This is a genomic window from Oleidesulfovibrio vietnamensis (assembly GCF_055388115.1).
Genome location: NZ_AP042419.1, coordinates 1,287,501 through 1,309,969 on the forward strand (window position 1 = coordinate 1,287,501; position 22,469 = coordinate 1,309,969).

The following is a 22,469-nucleotide window of genomic DNA, read 5'->3' on the forward strand; positions in this document are numbered from 1 at the left end:
GCTAAGTACTCTCTGGCGACCGATAGTGAACCAGTACCGTGAGGGAAAGGTGAAAAGAACCCCTGTTAGGGGAGTGCAATAGAACCTGAAACCAGTTGCCTACAAGCTGTGGGAGCATCTTTAAGATGTGACCGCGTGCCTTTTGCATAATGAGTCAGCGAGTTATTCTGCTGTGCAAGGTTAAGCGCAAGTGTAGCCGTAGCGAAAGCGAGTCTGAACAGGGCGACAAGTACAGCGGAGTAGACCCGAAACCGAGTGATCTATCCATGAGCAGGTTGAAGCCAAGGTGAAACTTGGTGGAGGACCGAACCAGTATCAGCTGAAAATGATTTGGATGACTTGTGGATAGGGGTGAAAGGCCAATCAAACTCGGTGATAGCTGGTTCTCCCCGAAATATATTGAGGTATAGCCTCAGGGATTGTCTTACGGAGGTAGAGCACTGACAGGGCTAGGGGGCCTACCAGCTTACCAAACCCTATCAAACTCCGAATGCCGTAAGATGTACCCTGGGAGTCAGACTGCGGGTGCGAAGGTCCGTAGTCGAAAGGGAAACAGCCCAGACCGACAGCTAAGGTCTCCAAATCCATGCTCAGTGGCAAAGGTGGTGGGATTTCCTAGACAGCCAGGAGGTTGGCTTAGAAGCAGCCATCCTTTAAAGAAAGCGTAATAGCTCACTGGTCTAGAGATCCTGCGCCGAAAATGTAACGGGGCTAAGCATGGTACCGAAGCTTCGGGCTCGTCTTTGACGAGCGGTAGGGGAGCGTTCTCTATGGGTCGAAGGTGCGCCGTAAGGCCAGCTGGACTGTAGAGAAGTGATTATGCTGACATAAGTAACGATAAAACAGGTGAGAAACCTGTTCGCCGTAAACCCAAGGTTTTCCGGGTAAAGGTAATCTGCCCGGAGTTAGTCGGCCCCTAAGGCGAGGGCGAAAGCCGTAGTCGATGGGAAACGGGTTAATATTCCCGTACCTGTGTGATCGCGCGATGGAGGGACGCAGAAAGGTAGGCCAGCCGGCTGTTGGATTAGCCGGTGCAAGTGTGTAGGCTTGGAAGACAGGCAAATCCGTCTTCCTCTAAGGCCGAGGCACGATGCGGTGTCCGCAAGGACGTAAGTGGTTGAGCCTATGCTGCCTAGAAAAGCTCCTAAGTATAGTTCATGCAGACCGTACCGTAAACCGACTCAGGTGGGTGGGGTGAGTAACCCAAGGCGCTCGAGAGAACACTAGTTAAGGAACTCGGCAAAATGACCCCGTAACTTCGGAATAAGGGGTGCTCTTCCGGGTGAATGATTTACTCAATAAGCCCAGGAGAGCCGCAGAGAAATGGCGGTGGCGACTGTTTACTAAAAACATAGGTCTCTGCTAAGTCGTAAGACGACGTATAGGGACTGACGCCTGCCCGGTGCCGGAAGGTTAAGGGGAGAGGTTAGCGCAAGCGAAGCTTCGAACCGAAGCCCCGGTAAACGGCGGCCGTAACTATAACGGTCCTAAGGTAGCGAAATTCCTTGTCGGGTAAGTTCCGACCTGCACGAATGGCGTAACGATCTCCGCGCTGTCTCAACTAGTGACTCGGTGAAATTGAAGTCGCGGTGAAAATGCCGTGTACCCGCAGCAAGACGGAAAGACCCTGTGCACCTTTACTATAGCTTGACATTGGGTTTTGGGCTGACATGTGTAGGATAGGTGGGAGGCTTTGAAGCCGGTACGCCAGTATCGGTGGAGCCAACCTTGAAATACCACCCTTGTCAGTCTAAGGCTCTAATTCCTCGCCGTTAGCCGGCAGGAAGACAGTGTCTGGTGGGTAGTTTGACTGGGGCGGTCGCCTCCCAAAATGTAACGGAGGCATGCAAAGGTTCCCTCAGGCTGATTGGAAACCAGCCGTCGAGTGCAAACGCATAAGGGAGCTTGACTGCAAGACAGACATGTCGAGCAGGAACGAAAGTTGGTGTTAGTGATCCGGTGGTTCCGCATGGAAGGGCCATCGCTCATTGGATAAAAGGTACGCCGGGGATAACAGGCTGATCGCGCCCAAGAGTTCATATCGACGGCGCGGTTTGGCACCTCGATGTCGGCTCATCACATCCTGGGGCTGAAGCAGGTCCCAAGGGTACGGCTGTTCGCCGTTTAAAGTGGTACGCGAGCTGGGTTTAAAACGTCGTGAGACAGTTTGGTCCCTATCTGCTGTGGGCGTAGGAGATTTGAGAGGACCTGTCCCTAGTACGAGAGGACCGGGATGGACGAACCACTGGTGTTCCTGTTGTCTCGCCAGAGGCACCGCAGGGTAGCTATGTTCGGAAGGGATAACCGCTGAAAGCATCTAAGCGGGAAGCCTGCCTCAAGATAAGATCTCCCTCTCTTTTAAGAGCTGAAGGGCCCGGGTAGACTACCCGGTTGATAGGCTGGAGGTGTACGCATGGCGACATGCTCAGCTGACCAGTACTAATAGCCCGTGCGGCTTATTGATTCTCATAAATTCCTTTCCACCCTATTTAATTAAAATTTCGGCCAGGCAGTCGTCGACGTGGCGCGGGGAGATATACCCGCCGCCTTACCGGTGACCACCAAGCCCGGCCACGAATTTGCCTTGGTGACCATGGAGGCTGGGGTACACCCGATCCCATTCCGAACTCGGAAGTTAAGCCAGCCATCGCCGATGATACTGCAAGGGAGCTTGTGGGAAAGTAGGCCGTCGCCAAGGCTTTTTCTTTAAAAAGCGCAACAGGCTCTGATCCAAAACGGATCAGAGCCTGTTGTCGTTTCTGAACCCCTCCATCTTCCTCCGCACGCGCACTAGCTCCGTATCTGCCGCCTTGCTCCCTGCCATCCGGTAAGGCTGAAGGGGCTTAATTGATGCTCCACTATTGTGTGGCATGATCAGAACAACCATCTCCCTGCCCGCCGGAGGCAGTTACTGAACAACCCTAAATACGCCTCCGGCGGGCAAGGGGAATGATTCCCCTTGCATCCCCCGTTGCGCCCGTCCTGCGCCGGTCAGCCCCACTGCTTCGGGCGTACGGCTGCGGCATACGTTGGGCGTTCGGGTGCCTTCCGTGCAACGCTGCTTTATGGACCAGCTCATCGGGTGATTGACGGGATTCGGCAAGGCATGACGTAATTCGGCAGAGTAAACACCGCCCGCCGCGCCGGAGCCATTTCTCTGCGACTTTCCAACGCCGCGCATTGCGGGTGCAGGGAGATCATCTCCCTGCCCGCCGGAGGCAGATACTGAACAACCATAAATACGCCTCCGGCGGGCAAGGGGAATGATTCCCCTTGCATCCCCCGTTGCGCCCGTCCTGCACCGGTCAGCCCCACTGCTTCGGGCGTACGGCTGCGGATTTGCGCCCACCTGAAGGGGTGAGTTTCTTGGCCTATGTTCTGCTTGAAAAGGCGCTGTGTGGTTTCCGGTCGCCGGTGCGTAGCCTGCTCACCAGTGGCGACATTGGGCTGATGTCCTGCTGGTTTAAACTGTCCGCCGTTTTTCAGGGGTACTCTGTCTTTGGGGGTGCCATCTGCAGCTATACGGGCTTAGCTGCGGCATACGTTGGGCGTTCGGGTGCCTTCCGTGCAACGATGCTTTATGGACTAGCTCATCGGGCGATTGACGGGATTCGGCAAGGCATGACGTAATTCGGGAGAGCAAACACAGCCCGCCGCGCCGGAGCCTTTTCTCTGCCACCGGCCACCCCGCGCATCGCGGGTGCAGGGAGATCATCTCCCTGCCCGCCGGAGGCAGTTACTGAGCAACCCTAAATACGCCTCCGGCGGGCAAGGGGAATGATTCCCCTTGCATCCCCCGTTGCGTTTCGCTTTAAGCAGGGGGCAACTTCAGCAACTCCATTGGCGTAGCTTCTGAGTTGCGGAGTGGGCAGGGCATTTCTGCCGACTAAGAAGACCAAGGGTGAAAGAAGGGGACCGGGTTTCAGTACTCCTGCGTGGTATCGGGAGCTTTGGACGCAGGGTATTCGGAACCGTATGGGTCAGTTATCTTCTCCGTCGTGTTCCAGTTTTTCTATCAACTCGGCAAGATTGTTTGCATAGGTCGACAACTCATTGATGGCATCATTGGCCAGTGCCATATCGTCTGCAATTTCTGCTGCCAAGTCATTGATGTGGACCATGGCTTGGTTAATTTCCTCACTGCTCGCGGATTGTTCTTCGCTTGCAGTGGCGATGCTGCGCACCTGATCTGATGTCATTTCTATGGTGCGGACGATCTGCTCCAGAGACCGCCCGGCTTCTTCTGCCAGGGTTGTACTTGTGCGTACCACTTCAGAAGTCTGCTCCATGCCGGATATGTTTACCTGGCTGCTGCTTTGTATATCACGGACAACGGTTTCAACTTCTTTGGTTGCCTGCATGGTTTTTTCTGCCAGCTTGCGGACTTCATCCGCCACCACGGCAAAACCTCTGCCGGCGTCACCAGCCCGTGCGGCTTCGATAGCTGCATTGAGCGCCAGCAGGTTAGTCTGGTCGGCAATATCGTTAATTACGCCCATGATACGCCCGATGCCTTCGGCATGGCTGCCAAGGACATTCAGGCTGTTTTTCAGGTTTTCCGTCTGCTGCACCACGTCTTTGATGGTCGTTACCAGTTCCACAACTTTTGAGGAACCGAGCCCCGCAGTTGAACGTGATTCTTCAGCGCTGAGTGCGGCTTCCGATGCACTTCTGGCCACTTCCAGAACCGTTGCGTTCATTTCTTCCATGGCGGTGGCCGTAGATGTGGCCCGTTCTCGCTGCTGGTCGCTGCGTGACGTCACAGCATCCACTTTTTCAGAAAGGTCAGACGAAGCTTCTCTTATGCGGCCGCCGATGCCTTTCAGAACACCTGCAGCTTCCAGCAGACCTTCGCGACGCGCTCTTACAGCTTTTTCTTTGGATTCTTCAGCAGCGGCGAATGCCTGTTTTGCTTCCGCTGCAGCTTTTGCTGCTTCTTTCTCTTTTATCTGTATTTCAGATATATTGCGCTTCAGGTTCTCTACCATGGTTTCAACTGCTGTACGCAGCCGCTTGAGTTCGCCAAGGAAGCGTGCGGCACTGAAACCCACATCATAGTTTCCGTTACTGATGCTCACAACGTATTCTTCGATGGATTTAAGGGGCTTTATGATAACTGACCGCATGGCCATGAAGAGTGCGAAAATAAGCAGAGCATCTATAGTGATGGTGGTTAACGCTATTTTTTGCAGGGTGGCGCGGAGGTCAGCGCGCATGTTTGCTTTGCTGACAGCTACACCGGCGACGCCTATGACAGATTCTTTGTGCAATACTTCGCTTGTTGCTGTGATATAGTCAGAACCTTCAGGCAGCTGAGAAGTGGGTTCACTTCTTTGGACCAGTCAGCGGCAAAACTAAGGTGGACAGTTTCGTTGGCTATGCCGCCTTTCTGGGGCAAGCCAGAGGGGGTACCCCCTCTGGCTTGAACTGTTGATATATCTCCATCGGCTTCCTGCCGTCAAAGGTCTTGTGCGGACGGCGATTGTTGTAGAACTCAAACCACCAGGCCAGGGTGCGACGAAGCTCGCTTCCTGTCTCAATTTCCCGCAAATACACGCATTCATACTTCAACGAACGCCAGAGGCGTTCGATCATAACGTTGTCCATCCAGCGGCCTCGACCATCCATTGAGATCTTGGCTCCTGCCTGTCTGAGCGTCCGTGTGAACTCGTAGCTCGTGAATTGCGAGCCTTGGTCGGTGTTGAAGATATCCGGCACGCCGTATCGGTTCATGGCCTCTTCCAGGGCTGCCACGCAGAAGTCAGCGTCCATCGTGTTCGACAAGCGCCATGACAGCACGGCTCGACTATGCCAATCCATGATCGCCACGAGGTACAGGAAGCCACGCCGCATCGGAATGTACGTGATGTCGGCGCACCACACCTGATTCGGCTTCGTGATCGCCTTGCCCCGCAACAGATACGGATACGTCTTGTGCTGCGGGTGTGGCTGGCTGGTTCGCGGCTTTTGGTAGACCGCCATCAGCCCCATCTTGCGCATGAGCCGACGCACACGATTACGCCCGACGAAATGTCCCTCATCTCGCAGGATGTTGCGCATTTGCCGGGAGCCGAAGAACGGCAACTCCATGAACAACTCGTCGATGCGCTGCATCAACGTCAGATTGTACTCGGACTCGCCGATCGGCTGATAGTAATACGTTGAGCGGTGCAGCTTCAGGGCTTCGCACTGCCGCCGAACACTGAGCGCAGGATGGCCCTTGTCGACGATCTCCCGCCTTCGCTCATGGCTCAGATTTTGGCGAAGGCTTGTTGTAAAAAATCCTTCTCCACAGTGAGTTGGCCGATCTTGGCGTGCAGTTCCTTGATCCGGGCCTCATCGCTTTGCTGGACTTTCTGGGCCTTGCCTGAAAAGGAAGCAGCAATGCCTTCTTTGGCCTGCTTTTTCCACTGGGAAACCTGATTGGGATGAACGCCATACTTGCTGGCGATCTCGGAAAGGGTGTGCTCGCCGGACAAAGCGTTCAGGGCGACGCGGGTCTTGAACTCGGCGGTAAACTTTCTTCTCTTCTTGGACATCAAGGGCCTCCTTCGGCTCTTATATGTCCACCTTAGCTACTGGTCCAGTTTTCCGAACCCACTTCTCTGGTCTGCTTCGGCTTCTTCAGTTCCTGCTTTGGTGCGGCCGTAAAAGATTTTTTCCTGATCAGGTTCCCAGATGACCACCGTGTGGACGTTCTCTGCCTGCATTTCGGAAGCCACCACATCGCTTGCCAGATCTTCATCCAGTTCCCACATGGGGGACGCCATGTTGACCGCAAGGCGTGCCGCTGCACGGTTACTTTCATTAGTCAGCAGGGCGAGCTGCTTGGTCTGCTCCAGATAGTAGCTCTGAGCACCGAAAGCCGTAAGGATAGTTGTTACAACGGCTACAAGTATCAGGATGAGTATAGTCTGTATGCTTTTTGTCACAATGCCCTCCGAGCTGTTTCGGGGCCGGAGCAGGAAGCCTCCGTGCGAAGGCTTCCTGCTTTGTTCAGTTATTTATATCCGGCAACAATAGCTTCGATTTCGCCTGATGCCTTCATCTTCTTTATGGTTTCATTGAATTTGGCGACAAAGTCGTCGCGGAACGGGAACGAGCCTGCCGTGGCAAAGCCCACGTGACCGTATTCCTGTTCGACCACAGCGCCTTCCAGGATACCGGCGTGCTGTCCCTCAACATACTTGCCTGCCTGTTTCAGACTCTGAATGGTCTGCAGTACGGCAAGGCGGTCGTTGAGGTAGCAGTCAATACGTTTGTTGGCTACTTTTATAACGTTTTTGTCATTATCACCGGCCTCTTCCAGTGTGATTATGCCTTGTTCGGCTTCTTTTCGCCCGAGTGAAAAGCCTTCGTTTGTCCCCACGGTCAACCCTTTGTAGTCTGCAGGCCAGTCAGGGCGGGGAGAGGCCAGCACGTCATCGCGGCAGAATACGACAACTGCTTCTTCCAGAATGGGTTCGGAATGGATGACCCACGGGCGCAGGTCCGGACGGTAATAAGGCGGGAAAAAGGCAAATCCTTTACCGGTTTCCACCAGCTTGACTGCACGTTTCCACGGCACAAGCTCTATGGTCACATTGTAGTCGGGCATCTGTGCAAAAGCTTTTTTCAGAATATCAACATAGATGCCTCTGGCTTCTTTTCCTTTCTGGTAGCTGTAGGGCGGGTAGGCGTCGTCACCGTATACGGTGACATTTTGCGCAGCATGCAGAGGGAACGCTGCAACCAGCATGAGAAACAGGAATGCGGACAGGATTGTTTTTTTCATCGATACCTCCGGTAGATTGACGTGATGACCCCGCTGCCGGAAGCATGAGCCGGCGGTTTGAGTCTGTAAGTATTGTTCTGCATCAGCGCTTTTTTTCTATTATTATCCGCGTGGCGGAGGATGATAATTTTCTAGCCCGACCGGCTTGTTAGCTTGTCCGCCGGCGGACGGCACCGGTTGCAAGTCCGGCCGGATGTCTGTGCGAAGTCTGGCTGGAAGTCCGGCCCAAAATTCGGCCGCAGAATCCGGAAAACAGCAGCAAAGGCGAGGTTCGGATTGTGATGGATCTTTTTTCCTGCTTATCCGTATTGTTATGTCGTCGTGGACTGTTTTCTTGGTCACGACGGCTGTGTTTTGCCGGAACGCTGACACCGATGAAAGGCTTGTTTATGTGAAATAATGAGCAAGGGCGGCGCAGTATTGTGCCCTTCGTAATATTCTTTTTTTATTGCTTTTTTAAACGTATTGATGATGTTTTTTTATCATGATGAATAAAAATTATTGTCGAATGTCGACATTTTGTTTGACTAATATGTGAGGATAACCGTAGTGTGCAGGCGTGCGGCGGGAATACCGCTTGTACACGAGATGGTTTTCAGGCTCAGTCGTATGAATGAAAATTGTCGACATTCGACATTGTGACATGCGATGTGAAATTTTTACCAAGCAAAGGAGGCCGTTGTGTCTGCAAAAAAAGCCATTGCCACAACCAAGGCACCGGGAGCCGTAGGCCCGTATTCTCAGGCTATACTTTCCGGCGACCTGCTTTTTCTTTCCGGTCAGCTGCCCATCAATCCGCAGACCGGCACCATGCCCGAAGGCGATATCCGCGATCGGGTCCATCAGATTTTCGCCAACATCAAAGCCGTGGCAGAAAGTGCAGGGGCATCGCTGGATGACGTGGTCAAAGTAACCGTGTTTCTGGCCGATATCAGTGACTTTGCCGCTGTCAACGAAGTGTACGCGCAATATTTTTCAACACCGTATCCGGCCCGCAGCGCCGTGCAGGTGGCTGCACTGCCTCTGAAGGCCGATGTGGAAATAGAAGCAATCATCAGGATTGCCGAATAGTAACAGGATGAGGTGATATCATGAATCTGGCAAAATTCCCCCGCCGCGGCTATGTGCAGCAGGCAACTCCCATCGAAAAACTGGATAACTTTTCCGCCGCGCTGGGCGGTAAGGTGCAGATTTATATCAAACGTGACGACCTGCTTCCCGGTTGTGCCGGCGGCAACAAGACCCGCAAGCTTGATTTCTGCATTGCAGACGCGCTTGAACAGGGTGCTGATACTATCATCACCTGCGGGGCTGTACAGTCCAACCACTGCCGTCTTACTCTTGCCTGGGCGGTTAAAGAAGGCATGGACTGCCATCTGGTGCTTGAAGAGCGCGTAAAGGGCAGCTACAAGCCGCAGGGATCGGGCAACAACCTGCTTTTCCACCTTATGGGTGTCAAAAGCATTACTGTGGTTCCCGGCGGTTCCGACATGATGGAGGCAATGACCAAAGTTGCCGGAACGCTGAAAGAACAGGGCAGGAACCCCTACATTATCCCCGGCGGCGCATCCAACACCATAGGTGCCACAGGGTATGTTGCCTGCGCTCAGGAAATGATGCAGCAGCTCTTTGAACAGGGCATCAACATCGACCACATGGTGGTTCCCAGTGGCAGCGCAGGCACACATGCAGGTATTGTTGTGGGCATGGCCGCCACCAATTCCGGCATTCCGGTAAGCGGCGTCAACGTGAGCCGCACCAAACCTGTTCAGGAAGAGCTGGTGCATAAGCTGGCCTGTGCCACTGCAGAACGTGTCGGCGTAAGCGGCGGCATTGCCCGTGAAGAAGTGGTATGCTTTGACGGTTACGTGGGCGAAGGATACTCTCTGCCCACAGGTTCCATGGTCGAGGCTGTCAAACTGCTTGCTTCCACCGAAGGCATTCTGCTCGACCCCGTATATTCCGGTAAAGCCATGGCCGGCCTTATCGACCTTGTGCGCAAAGGTCATTTCCCCGAAGGTTCGAACGTGCTTTTCCTGCATACCGGCGGCTCGCCCGCGCTGTATGCGTACACCGATACCTTTATGGAATAAGACTCAGAGCCGCATCCGCTTTGCGCGGGTGCGGCTTTTTTGCAAGGGAAGAGGGGTTTTCCCGCATTGCAGCACCGCGGGTTACAGCACCGCGACATACAACAGATACATGAAAAGGGAAGCAGGATGGAACAGCATAACATGGATACACGCCTGGAACTGTATGGCGGCATATGGGGCGGCCTTGTGCCCCTTATCGTTCTGGTCGGCGGACTGGTATGGCTTTCTGTGGAGGAGATGGGCGGCACGAAGCCTTTCTGGGCCTGTGGCTGGCTGGCCATTGTGGCCGGATTGTTTTTTGCCAAAAACAAGCACGAGTACTGCCGTGCGGCCATGCGCGGCATTGGTGATAAAACAGGTATCGTGATTGTTACGGCGTGGTTGTTTGCCGGTGTTTTCGGCAAACTGATGGTAGGCGGCGGGCTGGTGAACGGTCTGCTGTGGCTGGGTATGACCACGGGTGCGCAGGGAGCTGTGTTTACACTGATGGTGTTTGTCGCTGCGGCGCTTTTTGCTCTTGGCACCGGCACCAGCACCGGCACATGCATCGCGCTGACACCGGTACTTTTTCCTGCGGGCTGCTTCCTCGGCGCTGACCCTGCCCTGCTGGCCACTGCCATACTTTCGGGCGCCGCCTTCGGCGACAACCTTGCCCCCATTTCAGATACTACAATTGTTTCGGCGTACACGCAGGGCGCCACCATGCGTGATGTTGTGCGCAGCCGTTTTCCGCTGGCCATGGCGGCAGCCACCATTGCAAGCGCCATATTCCTGCTGTTCGGCGGCGGCGGTACGGTAAAGCCCCTGCCTGAACTTCAGGCTCAGATGGATCCTTCCGGCGCGCTGATGCTGCTTGCCCTGGCCACTGTTGTCATTTCCGCTCTCATGGGCAGACACATCATTGAATCGCTTATTTACGGCAACATAGCAGCCGCCGTGGTGGGTGTTTTCAACGGCAACCTGCTCATCGGTGATATTTTCAGCATTCCTGCCAAGCGTGGCATAAGCACCGGACTCATTCAGGACGGTATAAGCGGTGTGGTGGGAGCCATCATTTTTGCCCTGCTGATTCTTGCCGTTACCCAGATACTGGTGGAAAGCGGCATCATGAAGCGCATTCTGAGCTTTGCCGAAAAATTCATCATCAATACCGTGCGGCAGGCAGAGCTTTCCATTATCGGGGTAACGGTGCTGGCATCCATTCCCATTTCCGCCAACGCTCCTGCAGAATTGCTGGTGGGGCCCAGTCTGGTGCGCCCCATAGGCGAAAAATTCAATCTGGCGCCGGCCCGTCGTGCAAACCTGATGGACTGCGCCGTGTGCACCATCTTCTTCATTCTTCCCTGGCACATTGTCGTGGCGGCCTGGTATGCGGCTGTGGTTTCCGCCGCGGAATCTTTCGGCCTTGCCGCGCCGTCCATTTCCGCCGCGCTGTACAACCCGTATTCATGGGCATTGTTCGGCGTGCTGCTCTTTTCGGCCATCACCGGCTGGAACCGCAGATACGCCGAGCCCGACAGTGCACAGACTGAAACGGCAACGGCCTGATGTCACCGGATTATGTATAACGAAAGGGAGCTGCGGCTCCCTTTTTTTGTGGTCTTCGGCAGAGCACGCAGAGCTGTTGCGGTCTTCGGACGGGCAGCAGGATGCGGTGCCTTCGGGGTTTTCCGGGGCAGGCCGTGCGGGGGATGTGCGGTATTGGCTGCCGTGCGGCGGTAGCCGCAGGAGCAAAAAAAGAGACCGCCCCGAGGACCGGAGCGGATGACGGGGCTGCGGCGCTCAGCCGTCGAACACGTCGACTCCGTAGTTCGACATGCGTTCTCCGGACTCTGTGTAGTGATGGCGGATGGCTGTTTCTGTAAGGGCGGGGTCGCCGCTTGCCACAGCGTCAAACACCGCTTTGTGGCGCAGATAGACTTCCTGTGCTGAAAACAGTTTGATCCAGTGCCTGTACAGCAGAAATTTGGATATGCCCTGACAGGACCGGCGGCAAAGCTCGACCAGCAGCGGATTGTCCACGCGTGAGAAAAGGGTTTCGTGAAAGATGTTGTCCAGTCCCGTCATGCTGTCCAGCGGCGCACCTGTGTCGGCCACTTCTTTCATGCGGTTTACCGTGCGGTGCATCAGGTCGATATCCTGTGCGGTATACAGCGGCAGGGCGGCGGCCACGGCAGCCGCTTCCAGCACTCCGCCGGTAAAATAGCTGTCGCGTATTTCTTTGGCGGTGAGGGCGGTAATGCGTTTGCCTTTCTGCGGTTCATACACAATCAGCCCTTCCCGCGCGAGAATCTGGAGTGCCTCGCGTACGGGAGCCCTGCTTATGGCAAGCTTCTGCGCAATGAGAGCTTCCTTGACCGGATCGCCGGGAGAAAGTTCACCTTTGAGAATGCGGTCCTTGATGTATTCTACAACCTGTTCGCTGTATGTCTGTTTGACAATGCCGCTCAATGCGATTGTTCCTTTCAGTAGGCTGAAGATAAAAGGTGCCCGCGCATTGCCGGAGCTTCCGGCGTGCATGGCGCTGTCGCCTGCATGTTGCGGATAACTGTACAGAAAAACAGAGCGCAAAGTATAGTCCGGCTTTGTCATAAGAGCAACTGTATATGACGGTATATTGCCGGATACACTGTTTTTGCATTGTGCTGCGGCAGGGCGGCCCCGCCGCAAAGAAGCGCGCCACGCCCGGTGCCGCAGACGGAAACAGGGTGCCGACCCAAAAAGGTCGGCACCCTGCATGACGGCGTATGGGCGGCTTGTCCTGCGCGGGGAACATGCCGCAGCGCAACGGTACGACGTTGTCAGTCCGCAGCGGGGTCTTCATCCATCTTGAAATCAACCCTTATTTTATACAGCTCTTCTGCGGGCAGATTCAGAATGGGAATGCCGGTTTTCTGCGTTATGCTGTCCAGAGTGCTGCACACTTCTTCCCAGCTGGGGCCGATAAAGGTGAACCAGACATTGTACGCATGGGCGCGCAGGTAGTTGTGGGTGACACCCACATGGCTGTTCACTTCGGCCACAAATTCGTCGAACTTGTCTTCAGGTACTTTGGCGGCGCATAGTGTAGAGCGGAAACCGAGCTTCCATGAATTGAAGTTGGCTCCCAGCCGTCTGATTATTCTGCGTTCCTTCAGGGCGCGCACGCGGGCGAGGGCTTCTGCTTCAGTCAGGCCCACTGCATCGCCGATAACGGCATACGGCCGTGGTTCCAGCGGAAAACCGGTCTGGATGATATCCAGAATTTTTTTATCGAACTGATCCAGCTCCTGATCCTGCACGGCGGGTCCAGTCATGCTAGCTCCTGTGAATCGTTAAGAGTGAAGCCGCGTCCGGCTGCTGTATGCACAGCCATGACGTTTATTTACGGTCTGCGGCGGGCTTTTTGCGCGGCTGGTAGGTGCACAGAGGCTCTTCTGCCATATGGCTGCCGCTCATGGTGAAGCCACGGGCGCGGCAGCCGCCGCATACATTGTGGTATTCACAGTGCCCGCATTTGCCGTCATATTCTTCCGGCGTGCGGAACTGCCTGAAGTATTCCGATTTGCGCCATATTTCAGGAAAACGCGTATCGCGCACATTGCCGCAGTCCAGTTCCAGATAGCCGCATGGCTGTACCTGTCCGGTATGCGATATAAAGCAGAAGCCGATACCGCCCAGACACCCTCTGGTCATGGCATCCATGCCGAAGTTGTCAGGCGTCACCGGTAGGCCTTCTTCCTTGGCCCGCTGGCGCATGATGCGGTAATAGTGCGGTGCGCAGGTAGCCTTGAGATGCATGGAGGTCGTCTTGCGGAAATCGTAGAACCAGTTGAGTACTTCTTCGTATTCTTCGGCGGTGATGACCTGTGCGCCCAGCTGTGCTGCGCGGCCGGTTGGTACCAGCAGAAATATATGCCATGCTGCGGCGCCCAGATTTTCACACAGTTTGAAGATGTCTTTGAAGTACGGAAGATTGTCACGCGTAACCGTGGTGTTTATCTGAAACTCCACTCCGGCCTGCTTCAAAAATTCAATGCCGCGCATGGACTGTTCGAATGCGCCGGGTACGCCGCGGAACTCGTCATGCAGTTCTGCAGACGGACCGTCTATGGAAATGGAACAGCGCTGCACTCCGGCTTCGCGTATCTGCACGGCGTTCTGCCCGGTTATCAGCGTTCCGTTGGGCGACAGCACACAACGCAGACCAAGCCCCGTGGCGTAGCGGATCAGCTCGTACAGGTCGGCGCGCATCATGGGGTCGCCACCGGTGAAGATAATTATGGGGTTGCCCACTTCAGGAAAAGTGTCGATGAGCGCTTTGGCTTCCTGTGTGCTCAGTTCGCCGGGATATGGTTCGGTATGGGCTTCGGCGCGGCAGTGCTTGCAGGCAAGGTTGCAGGAACGGGTGACCTCCCAGGCGATGAGGCGGCATGCGGGGCTGCCGTCTTCAAGGGTGCGGGGCATGTTCATTGCGCCGGAATGTGCGCCCATGCCTTTTTTTTCTGCCGGGTGGCCGTTGCCGTGCGGGTGGTTTGCGTTGTGCATGTGTGTGTCCTTGTACCTGTACGGCATGTGCAGGGCTGCACAGGTCGGCTGAAAAATTCCGGCGCGTACGCCCCGCAGGGACGGCGCGCCGGAAGAGCATTGCGTTTTATGCGGAAACAAGCTTTTTGCGCAGCATTTCCACAGTCAGATAACTGATGATGATATCCGCACCGGCGCGGCGCAGGCCCGTAAGGGACTCCATGGCCACTTTGTCGCCGTCAATCCAGTCGTTGATGGCGGCAGCCTTGATCATGGAATACTCGCCGCTGACCTGATAGGCGGCAACGGGCAGGTCAAAGCTGTCCCGTACCATGCGGATGATGTCCATGTAAGGACCGGCAGGTTTGACAATGAGGAAGTCTGCTCCCTCCGCCACGTCTGCCGCGGCTTCGCGCATGGCCTCGCGGCTGTTGGCCGGGTCCATCTGATAGGTCTTGCGGTCGCCGTGCTGGGGGGTGGATTCGGCCGCCTCGCGGAAGGGGCCGTAAAAGGCGCTGGCGTATTTGACGGCGTAGGACATGACGGGAATATGTGAAAAGCCGTTGGCATCCAGCGCTTCGCGGATGGCCAGCACACGCCCGTCCATCATGTCCGATGGGGCCACGATGTCGGCTCCTGCCTCGGCGTGCGAAACCGCAGCCTTGGCCAGCAGGGTCAGGGTAGGGTCATTGTGCACTTCACCGGTGGTGTCGCCCTGCCGCAGCAGTCCGCAGTGACCGTGGCTGGTATATTCGCACAGACACACATCGGTGATTACCAGAAGATCCGGAAAGCGCTCTTTCAGCCGGCGTATGGCTTTCTGGACAATGCCGTCGTGGTTGTATGCTTCCGAGCCTTTGTAATCTTTTGCCGCCGGAATGCCGAAAAGAATAACGGAACGCATGCCCAGTGCCACGGCTTCGGCCACGTCTTTTTCCAGCTCGGCAAGCGACAGCTGAAAAATGCCGGGCATGGAGGTGATAGGCTTGCGGAAGCCGGCATCGTCGGTTTCCACCACAAAATAGGGCATGACGAGATGACGGGCGGAAATGTCATGCTCGCGTACAAGTTCCCTCATGGGGGCGTTGCGGCGCAACCTTCTGCCCCGGAAAAAATCAGACACCGTGTCTGCTCCTTTGGTTCTGTTGCAATTGGCTTGCTGTTGCTGCACTTGCAGGCAGCAGTAAAAAACGCTCCGGCCTGCCCGTTCTGGCACGCCGGAGCGGAAAGTTGGCTATTTGATGCCGATTTCCTCGTCGGTGAGGAAGCAGGCCGGATCGGGAGCCCACACATCGCCGTAGTAGGATTCGGCACGGGCGCGGAAGTTGCCGCCGCAGATATTGAGGAAGCGGCACTGGGCGCAGCGGCCGGTGACATGCTGTTTTTTGTCTTTCAGCTTTGCCAGCAGCTCGATTTCGGGGTCGTCCCAAATTTCCGAGAAAGGACGTTCGAGCACGTTGCCGAAAACCTTGTTGCGCCAGAACTGGTCGGGATGCACCGTGCCGTCCCAGCTGATGCAGCCGATGCCGCGGCCGGAGTTGTTGCCTTCGTTGTACTGCAGCAGCTCGAATACTTCAGCGGCACGCTTGGGGTCTTCCTTGAGCATGCGCATCCACACATAGGGGCCGTCGGCGTGGTTGTCCACGGTCAGCACTTCTTTAGGGTGGCCTTCTTCAAAGAGCTGGCGGGTGCGGTCCATGATAAGGTCAACCATGGCACGGGTTTCGGCATGATCAAGATCTTCCTTGATCAGTTCGCTGCCGCGGCCGGAGTATACCAGATGGTAAAAGCAGATTCTGGGTATTTCCAGTTCTTTGATGAGGTCAAATATTTTGGGAACTTCCGGTGCGTTACGCTTGTTGATAGTAAAGCGCAGGCCCACTTTCAGCCCTTCGGCCTTACAGTTTTCAATGCCTTCGAGCGCTTTTTTAAAGCTGTTGGGCACACCGCGGAATTTGTTGTGCACCTCTTCCATACCGTCAAGGGAAATCCCCACGTACGAAAGTCCCACTTCTTTCAGCTCGCGGGCTTTTTCTTTGGTAATCAGCGTGCCGTTGGTGGATATAACCGCTCTCATGCCCTGTTCGGTGGCAAATTTGGCCAGCTCCACAAGGTCTTTGCGCACCAGCGGCTCGCCGCCGGAAAACAGCATGACCGGTGCGCCGTACTGGGCCAGATCGCGGATGATCTCTTTGCCCTGTTCGGTGCTGATTTCGTCGTTGCCTTCGGGGTCCACGGCCTGAGCGTAGCAGTGAACACACTTCAGGTTGCAGCGGCGGGTCATGTTCCACACAACCACGGGCTTTTTGTCTTTGGAGAACTGAAGCAGGTGCGAGGGCATTTTGCCCGATTCTCGTCCGTAGCGCAGCGCGTCGGAGGGTTCAACCTGTCCACAGTACAGCTTTGAAATGCCTATCATTATGTCTCCTGGTATGCATGAAAGCCCGAATCATTCCGCGTAAACACGCATCGTTTGGCCGCTGCGTGCAGCCACCGACACAGCAGGAATACCCTGCGAAAAAAAATGTATGGGGCTTTTCGTGTTTCTGAGTGCGTCAGAAAAACAAGTTTGTACCGCAGGTAATATAGGATTGAAAGGGCGGATTGCAAGCCCTGAAAAGGCTTATCAGGATGTGTTACTGATTTATGGCTGTGACCGGTCACTGACAACGCGCCGGTATATGATGTTTCTCGCCGCTTAACATCTCGTACTTACAGAGTTTTGCTGTTTGTTAGAAAGTGCGCGGGGCGGATGCTTTCCGGGGGCGGACATCGTAAATGGTATTGCTTTGTGCAGCATCCGCCTGCGGGACGGGGCCTTGCGGTTGCGGTGCGGCCTGCATCTGGCCGGGGGCCAGCGGCGCAGGAGCAAAAGGATCGGGCTCTTCTTCCTGCAGGGGGGCCTGCCATTCTTTAATCGGGCGTGCCATATCCGCGGCCAGCACGGTGGCAATGCTCCAGACCGGTTCCGCGGGCAGCCTGTTCCGCTGGGTGAACAGCAGATAGTCACGCTTTACGGTGTTTTCCATAAATCCCGCATGAGCCATGGACCAGACCAGTTCGCCTGTAAATGTGTCGTACATGTCCACCTGCAGGGCCAGTCTGCTGTCACCGGCAGTGCCTGCATCAATAAACCGCGTCACATACCCGCTGACCACCAGATCGGCGCCTGCGGCTCTGCCTGCGGCAATTCCGCGTGCAGGTGAAAACGGAGCCAGCTCCGGAGCAAACTGCAGCACCTCGAAGGTCCGCTGCTGCAGCCACGACTGCCAGAAAATGCCTGAGACCTGCTCGGCGATGGCGCTGCCTTCGCGCATGTCCTGATACATCCTGAAAGGCACGAACAGTACCCGCGGCGGGGTGTCGGGCGGTTCCTGCGGGCGGACCATTATCTGCGGTTCGGCCTGTCTGTGCACCCATTCGTTGGTGTACAGGGTGCCTTGTGATGCCAGATCAATGTCCAGAACTGCCGGAGCGTTGTCCAGCGTGCTTTGTATGCTGCCGCAGGCGGTAGCAAGCATGAGCAGGGCGGCAAGCATGAAAAGGCGTATATACTGTCGGCTGGTGTCGGCCATGGTGGCTCCGTCGGAAAGTTGTCGTTACTCTGGGTACTGCCTGAGCATGCAAATTGAGTGCCGTGTTCCGGTCATCCTTGGAAGACTATAGGGGGAGCCAACTGTGTGCAGCCGGCAAAAGAAGGGCCATGCGATATTCACAAGAGAAATAGGCGGGAGACAGTTTCTTTTGTGATCGGGGGAATCGCATGGCCCACGCCCGCATGAACAGGCGATATCCGTGGAAGGATACCGTGCTCAGGGGCGTTTCTGAGCGCTAACATACTTCGCATTTTGATAAAAGCAACATTTTTCCTGTGCAAAAAAATACGGCTGTGCCGTTGTGTATGTGTTTTCGTATTTTACAATACGTCTAAGCTATATTATGTGATTTATAACAATCGCGCACAGGGGGAACAAATGTCAGTAATTCAGGACAATTTACACGCCATGGAGCAGGTGTTGCGGCATCTGCGGTCTGCAGAACACGATTCTGCCGAGGCCAGACTGTGCCAGTGGGCACTGGCGGAAATTTGCGAACAATCCGGCGCATACGCAGCAACGGTACTGGCAAAAACGCCTTTTGCCGCGCAGTTCGGCAGTGTGCTGGCAGAAGCGGCCGAAAGCGGAAACTGCTTTGCCCTGCTGGAAACGCTGACATTGTTCTGTCGTGAACGGGTGTTGCGCAGGCCGGATATGCCGGAATCTTCCATGGAGGCGGCACTCTTTTCCTACTTCGTGCATTCGGGCGAATGGACTTTTGCCGACGGTACGCTGGTAACTGACTGGTTTTATGTGCGGCTGCCGGTGATGGTGCTGTTCGACCTGTGCACCACCGCCATGCACGGCAGCGGGGGCGGAGTCAGCGCGGCTGTGCACGGATAGACGCGTGCCCGCTTGCCTGCAGCGCGGCATGCCGCAGGCAGACTTTAAACTGCCTGCCGGGCGGTCAGCCCGCTTCGGCTGTACATGTGGCAGCCGTTATGCCGCCTGCCGTGGTGCACACTGCCAGCTCTGCACGGATTATCTTCAACATTACTGATGCTTCGGACTGCGGAGGGGGTACGATGTTCTGCCCCGGACGTATTGTATGTATCAGCCTGCGCCAACCCCGCACCGGAAGTATTCCGGTGCGGGGTTTTTTGCGGTGCCGTGTGCGGACAAAAAAAATGCGCCGGGGCATCTGGGTGCCCCGGCGCCAACGGTCATTCTTGGGGAGGGGAGACCGTCGTCAGGGTGTGTCGCCGGACGGCCGGAGGCATAGGGGGGCTGCCAACGGAGAACGGCTGTCCGGCAGCTGCGGCCGGCGAGGAGGAGCATGACCGCAGCGAGGCATGAAACCGGGCCAGCCCGGAATACATGCGCATTTGTATGTATATTGCTCGTATGCCCAAAGGTCAACCGGTGAAGAGTTTTTTTATGAAAAAGTCTGACGGTATGCGGCAAGTGCCGCGGGACACGGGCGGGACAGCGCCGGGGGCACGCCGCAGTGGCGCCGCGGGGCTTTTGCCCTGCCGCGGCGGGGTAAGGTGCGGGCCGGTGCATGGCCACCGGATCAACCTGACATGGGGGAAATATCATGGAGTGGAAAGATGTGGGCAGGATGGCTGCCAAGTCGGCTCCGCTGCTGGCAAGCATACTGGGCGGCCCGGCAGGTGCCGTGGCCGGCGCGGCAGGAACGCTGCTCGGGGCTTATCTGGGGGTACCCGCAGAGCCGGACACCGTGGCCCGCGCGCTGGAAAACCCTGACGCGGTGCTTAAGCTGGCCGAACTGGAGGCCCGGCATGAAGCCCGTTTGCTGGAGTGGCAGCAGGTGCAGCTGCAGACAGCATTGGCCAACGTGCAGGATGCCAGAGCCAGAGAGGTGGCGCTGGCACGGGCGGGACATGGCGGGGCGTGGGCTGCCGCCGTTGTTTCACTGGTTGTTGTGTGCGGTTTTTTCTGGATGCTGGACGCGGTGATGGCCATGCAGAGCGTCAACGAGCCTGCCTTGTTGCTGCTGGGGTCACTGGGAACGGCATTCGGGGGAGTGGTCAATTACTATCTGGGGTCGTCCATGGGGTCTTACCGTAAAGATGCCCGTTCCGGAAATACACTCTCCGGATCTGTTTTGCCGGGGCAGGCGGTAACGCCGCGTGACGCCGCAAGGAGCTCATCGTGAACGGTACCGGCTGGAGTCTGGACAGGAAGGTGACGCTTACGGCGCTCACCGGTTTGTTCACTGCCGTGGCGGGTGTTATGGCCATGGGGGCCACACTGCAGTACCGGGTGCAGCAGATGGAAAGCTCGCTGGGGGTGCTGGCGGGTGAACTGGCACAGGGCCGCAGAACGGCTGTACAGGTGGAACGGCTGGAAGAACGGGTGGTGGCTGTGCAGCAGGTGCTGGAAGAGGTGCGTCTGGATGTGCGTGAACTGCGTCAGCAGCGACTGACCGCGTGGCGGAAAAAGCAGACGCATGCAGATGCACGGGCTGTGGCCCTGCTGCGGCAGACTGCGGAAAAACGTGACGCGGGCGATACGGAGACAGCCTTGCAGGATATCTTACAGCAGGGGGAGTGACATTGTGAAGCGGCAGGAGCGGTATGAGCTTTTTGCCCGTGCGTGGCTGAAGCACGGGGATGTCCGGCAGGCCGCGCTGGCAGCAGGGTATGCTCCGGCATCGGCGCTGCGCAGCGGCAGGGCGCTGCTGCAGCGCCCGCAGGTGCGCGGTCTGCTGCAATCTTTGCAGCAGACCGGGATAAACGGAAACCGGCGGCCCGTGCCGGAGCGGGACATGGCGCAGGATACGGCGCCTGGCGCGGGTGAGGGAAGGCAGGAGGCTTCGGCGTCTGCGGCGTTTTCCGGCGAACCTACGCCGGACAAGGTGCTGGAAGAGCTTGCGGCTGTGGCATTTTCTTCCATGACTGACATCTGCAGCTGGGAGCAGAACACGCTGCGGCTTAAAGACTCATGCGGCATACCGGCGGTGCATGCATCGGCCGTGGCCGAAATTGCCGAAACTACCACAAGCCGCGGCGGAACCCTGCGTGTTAAGATGCATTCAAAGCTCAAAGCTCTGGATATGCTGTGCAGGGCGCTGGGACTGTTCGGACCGGCGGGGACGGCCGCCGGACAGGAAGGGGCCGGAGCCGTGCGTCAGGGAGAGGCGGGAGGAGAAGGCTGCGGATTGCCGGATGAAATACTGGCGCGTCTGGAAGAACTGTACGCCGCAGGGGGGCGTGGTGCCGCGGTGCCATGCGGGGAGGCGTGGCAGCCGGAAGAAAGCGGCGGGCTTGCCGCGGAGACCGTACAGGGCTACAAGAGCGGATAATTACAGGAGCCGGGAGATTCCATGACATACCACAGAAGCTTGGCCGGCATGGTGCGGCGTACCGCGCGGTGCGGCTGTCTTATGGGCGTTCTGCTGTGCGGCTTTTGCCTGCCGTCGTATGCCGGCTGGTCGCCCGAGGGTGTCTGGCGGCAGAAGGATTGCGGTACCGCATGGATGATGGTTACGGCCGTGTTGCAGCAGGAACAGGACGTGGCTGCCGGGGCCGGACTGTATGATGTGACATTGTACGGTACAGGCGAATGCGGCGACGGGGCGGAAGAAGACGGTACATACGGTGTGAAGCGTACGGATGGCGGAACCGGCCTTGACCGGCTGCTGGCACCGGAGCTGCCCGCCGGTTGCGAGGTGCGTGCGCGCGGGCGTCTTGCTGCGGGCGAGCTGCACGGTGCACCGGTATCCTTTCGCAGCGATTTTGGTGCATATGATGGCGAAAGCCGTACCGCGGGGCAGGTACGCATTGTTTTTGCGCGGGGAACAGGCAAAGCGCGGGTCACCATGGCAGATACGTCATCATGCGGGCTGGGGGTGGCTTTTCTGGGTGAGTACGAACGGGCGGGGCAGGTTCAGCCGCCTCCGGTTCCCCTGCATGAGGCGGGTGTGATGCGGTACGGTCCGTGGAGGCTGCGCGGCAGCCGCAGTACAGAGCTGGACGAGTTTGTACAATGGCTGGGGCAGCCTGTGCGCTCGGCGTTTTCAGGGCTTCAGGCCGGGAGCGGCGCATTTACCGCCGCATGGCGGCGGATGGAGCAGGGCGGAGCTGCCGCGTTCCGGTCGCTGCAGTACCGGTTTGTAAAAGAACGTCAGTATGATGCGCTGCTGGAAGTGTTGTGGCGGGGCGTTATCCCCGATGTGGGCGCTTTGTCACCGCCTGTGCACGATGTGTTGTGGAGCGTGGCCCTGCGTCACGGCAGCGGCAGCGGGGTGGTGCGCAATGCTGTTTCAGCTCTGCGGGAAAAGGGGGTGCCCCGGCACGGGCCGGAGTTTGAATGGTTTCTGGTGCAGACCATATACACCGAGCGGATGCGGGTAAGAGAAGACGGCCAGCTGCATTATTACGCCGTGTACCCCGCTGATGTGCAGGTGGCTGTGGATGACAGTCTTAAGCGCGAACAGGATGCCGCGCTGGCCGCGCTGCTTGAGTACCGGCGCAGCCGCTGACCGCGCTGGCCGGATGTTTTTCACCGCCGGTCCCTTTTGGGGGCCGGCGGTGT

Annotated in this window: 18 protein-coding genes and 2 rRNA genes (1 of these 20 only partly in view); 10 read left to right on the forward strand and 10 right to left on the reverse strand. The window is 56.9% G+C overall.

Annotation, left to right across the window (positions count from 1 at the left end; all coding sequences use genetic code 11):
- A 23S ribosomal RNA gene (locus ACZ5D1_RS05580) occupies positions 1-2,464 on the forward strand (it extends 467 nt beyond the left edge of the window).
- Between the two features lie 119 nt (positions 2,465-2,583).
- Positions 2,584-2,698: ribosomal RNA gene (rrf, locus tag ACZ5D1_RS05585) — 5S ribosomal RNA — on the forward strand.
- A gap of 1,282 nt (positions 2,699-3,980) precedes the next feature.
- On the opposite strand, the gene ACZ5D1_RS05590 is transcribed toward rrf, so the two are convergent.
- The 4 genes from ACZ5D1_RS05590 to ACZ5D1_RS05605 form a co-directional block, all read right to left on the reverse strand.
- Complete coding sequence (locus tag ACZ5D1_RS05590; protein WP_464556182.1) at positions 3,981-5,216, reverse strand: methyl-accepting chemotaxis protein; 1,236 nt, start codon at positions 5,214-5,216, stop codon at positions 3,981-3,983.
- 160 nt (positions 5,217-5,376) lie between these two features.
- A protein-coding gene (locus ACZ5D1_RS05595; RefSeq protein WP_455697365.1) for an IS3 family transposase occupies positions 5,377-6,539 on the reverse strand; the annotation gives its coding sequence in 2 pieces (ribosomal slippage) (positions 5,377-6,261 and positions 6,264-6,539; 1,161 coding nt in all).
- Positions 6,540-6,575: 36 nt separating this feature from the next.
- Entirely contained in the window at positions 6,576-6,932 is a 357-nt protein-coding gene (locus ACZ5D1_RS05600) for a hypothetical protein (protein ID WP_464556183.1), read from the reverse strand.
- 68 nt (positions 6,933-7,000) lie between these two features.
- A complete protein-coding gene (locus ACZ5D1_RS05605; protein ID WP_027181313.1) occupies positions 7,001-7,774 on the reverse strand; it encodes a substrate-binding periplasmic protein in 774 nt (257 codons plus the stop codon).
- A gap of 681 nt (positions 7,775-8,455) precedes the next feature.
- Between ACZ5D1_RS05605 and ACZ5D1_RS05610 the strand changes: the two genes are divergently transcribed.
- From ACZ5D1_RS05610 to ACZ5D1_RS05620, 3 genes are all read left to right on the forward strand, one after another.
- Positions 8,456-8,845: a RidA family protein gene (locus ACZ5D1_RS05610; RefSeq protein ID WP_011368426.1), complete on the forward strand. Its 390-nt coding sequence runs from the start codon at positions 8,456-8,458 to the stop codon at positions 8,843-8,845.
- 20 nt (positions 8,846-8,865) lie between these two features.
- Positions 8,866-9,867, forward strand: coding sequence for a D-cysteate sulfo-lyase (cuyA, locus tag ACZ5D1_RS05615; protein WP_273193011.1), 1,002 nt, complete (start codon positions 8,866-8,868; stop codon positions 9,865-9,867).
- Positions 9,868-9,993: 126 nt separating this feature from the next.
- Entirely contained in the window at positions 9,994-11,415 is a 1,422-nt protein-coding gene (locus ACZ5D1_RS05620; RefSeq protein ID WP_011368424.1) for a Na+/H+ antiporter NhaC family protein, read from the forward strand.
- Positions 11,416-11,649: 234 nt separating this feature from the next.
- On the opposite strand, the gene ACZ5D1_RS05625 is transcribed toward ACZ5D1_RS05620, so the two are convergent.
- The 6 genes from ACZ5D1_RS05625 to ACZ5D1_RS05650 form a co-directional block, all read right to left on the reverse strand.
- Complete coding sequence (locus ACZ5D1_RS05625) at positions 11,650-12,387, reverse strand: GntR family transcriptional regulator (protein WP_155891337.1); 738 nt, start codon at positions 12,385-12,387, stop codon at positions 11,650-11,652.
- 281 nt (positions 12,388-12,668) lie between these two features.
- Entirely contained in the window at positions 12,669-13,163 is a 495-nt protein-coding gene (gene ahbA / locus ACZ5D1_RS05630; protein WP_051363829.1) for a siroheme decarboxylase subunit alpha, read from the reverse strand.
- A 64-nt stretch (positions 13,164-13,227) separates the two neighbouring features.
- Positions 13,228-14,394, reverse strand: coding sequence for a heme b synthase (gene ahbD / locus ACZ5D1_RS05635; RefSeq protein WP_011368421.1), 1,167 nt, complete (start codon positions 14,392-14,394; stop codon positions 13,228-13,230).
- Positions 14,395-14,500: 106 nt separating this feature from the next.
- Entirely contained in the window at positions 14,501-15,496 is a 996-nt protein-coding gene (hemB, locus tag ACZ5D1_RS05640) for a porphobilinogen synthase (RefSeq protein WP_011368420.1), read from the reverse strand.
- A gap of 111 nt (positions 15,497-15,607) precedes the next feature.
- Positions 15,608-16,792, reverse strand: a complete 1,185-nt coding sequence (gene ahbC, locus ACZ5D1_RS05645) for a 12,18-didecarboxysiroheme deacetylase (protein ID WP_011368419.1) — start codon at positions 16,790-16,792, stop codon at positions 15,608-15,610.
- Between the two features lie 313 nt (positions 16,793-17,105).
- A complete protein-coding gene (locus ACZ5D1_RS05650) occupies positions 17,106-17,948 on the reverse strand; it encodes a hypothetical protein (RefSeq protein WP_464556185.1) in 843 nt (280 codons plus the stop codon).
- 399 nt (positions 17,949-18,347) lie between these two features.
- Between ACZ5D1_RS05650 and ACZ5D1_RS05655 the strand changes: the two genes are divergently transcribed.
- The 5 genes from ACZ5D1_RS05655 (at position 18,348) to ACZ5D1_RS05675 (ending at position 22,416) form a co-directional block, all read left to right on the forward strand.
- The gene (locus tag ACZ5D1_RS05655) at positions 18,348-18,812 is read left to right on the forward strand and encodes a hypothetical protein (RefSeq protein ID WP_011368417.1); all 465 of its coding nucleotides are present in this window, start codon (positions 18,348-18,350) and stop codon (positions 18,810-18,812) included.
- Between the two features lie 694 nt (positions 18,813-19,506).
- Complete coding sequence (locus ACZ5D1_RS05660) at positions 19,507-20,088, forward strand: hypothetical protein (protein WP_464556187.1); 582 nt, start codon at positions 19,507-19,509, stop codon at positions 20,086-20,088.
- Positions 20,085-20,486, forward strand: coding sequence for a hypothetical protein (locus ACZ5D1_RS05665; RefSeq protein ID WP_011368415.1), 402 nt, complete (start codon positions 20,085-20,087; stop codon positions 20,484-20,486). Before ACZ5D1_RS05660 ends, ACZ5D1_RS05665 begins: the two co-directional genes overlap by 4 nt.
- Positions 20,487-20,490: 4 nt before the next feature.
- Entirely contained in the window at positions 20,491-21,237 is a 747-nt protein-coding gene (locus ACZ5D1_RS05670) for a terminase small subunit (protein ID WP_464556189.1), read from the forward strand.
- A gap of 21 nt (positions 21,238-21,258) precedes the next feature.
- Positions 21,259-22,416 (forward strand): VgrG-related protein, encoded by a 1,158-nt coding sequence (locus ACZ5D1_RS05675; protein ID WP_273192986.1) that lies wholly within the window; start codon positions 21,259-21,261, stop codon positions 22,414-22,416.
- Positions 22,417-22,469: the final 53 nt, after the last annotated feature.